The sequence below is a fragment of the Autumnicola psychrophila genome, assembly GCF_031846645.1.
Lineage (GTDB): Bacteria > Bacteroidota > Bacteroidia > Flavobacteriales > Flavobacteriaceae > Autumnicola > Autumnicola psychrophila.
The window spans coordinates 1-690 of sequence record NZ_JAVRHN010000034.1 but is presented as its reverse complement, the minus strand read 5'-3'; the positions used below and the strand labels follow the sequence as shown (position 1 = coordinate 690).

The window sequence follows — 690 nt, the reverse complement described above, 5'->3', positions numbered from 1 at the left end:
ATTTTCTTTTAAAGCCATTTTTAGTGCTTTTACATTAGCTGTTCCCCGCATGTTATCTGATACCTGGTAACCTACTATTCTCTTGGTATAAACATCAATTATAAAGACCACATAATAAAATTTATCACCAATCCTGTAGTAGGTAATATCTGATTGCCATACCACCGAAGGGGCATTGATCTTCATTCCTTTAATGGCATTTGGATAGTAGATTTTTCCTGCAATCGTGGTACGCCTGTAATTTTTCTTTCTTTTCAAACGGTAGCCCAGTTGCATAAAAGTAGCAACAAAACGATCTCTTCCAATAAAATCTGGTTTTAAAATACTATACATTTTCTCCACCCCACAACCAGGATGAACTCTTCGAAGGTCATCTGCTTCAGACATTAACTGCATCAACCGATTATCAAAAGCAGCTTGCCTTCGGGCATACTGGTGTACTGCTTGTTTGCTGATCCCGACACTTTCGTAGAGCTGGTTCATAGAATAACTTATTTTTTCTTTGTTTTCCCTGAACCAGTTGATTGTGGGGTGCTGTAGTTTTTTTTAATGTCGATATCAAGCTCAGTCTTAGCCAATTCGATCATTTTCTCGAAATAATCTACCTGGATCTGTTTACGGCCCAAAGCCGCTTCCAGCTCCTGGATCCTGGCTTCCATTTCTTTCATCTTTTTCTGACTGCTATCTTTC

1 protein-coding gene and 1 pseudogene are annotated in these 690 nt (G+C 38.7%); both read right to left on the bottom strand.

Annotated elements, in window-relative coordinates:
- Window positions 1–483: DDE-type integrase/transposase/recombinase (locus RM541_RS17385; RefSeq protein ID WP_311501400.1), on the bottom strand; the 483-nt coding region annotated here is incomplete at its 3' end.
- A gap of 8 nt (window positions 484–491) precedes the next feature.
- Window positions 492–690 (bottom strand): annotated as a pseudogene (locus RM541_RS17380) (transposase); the annotation flags it as partial.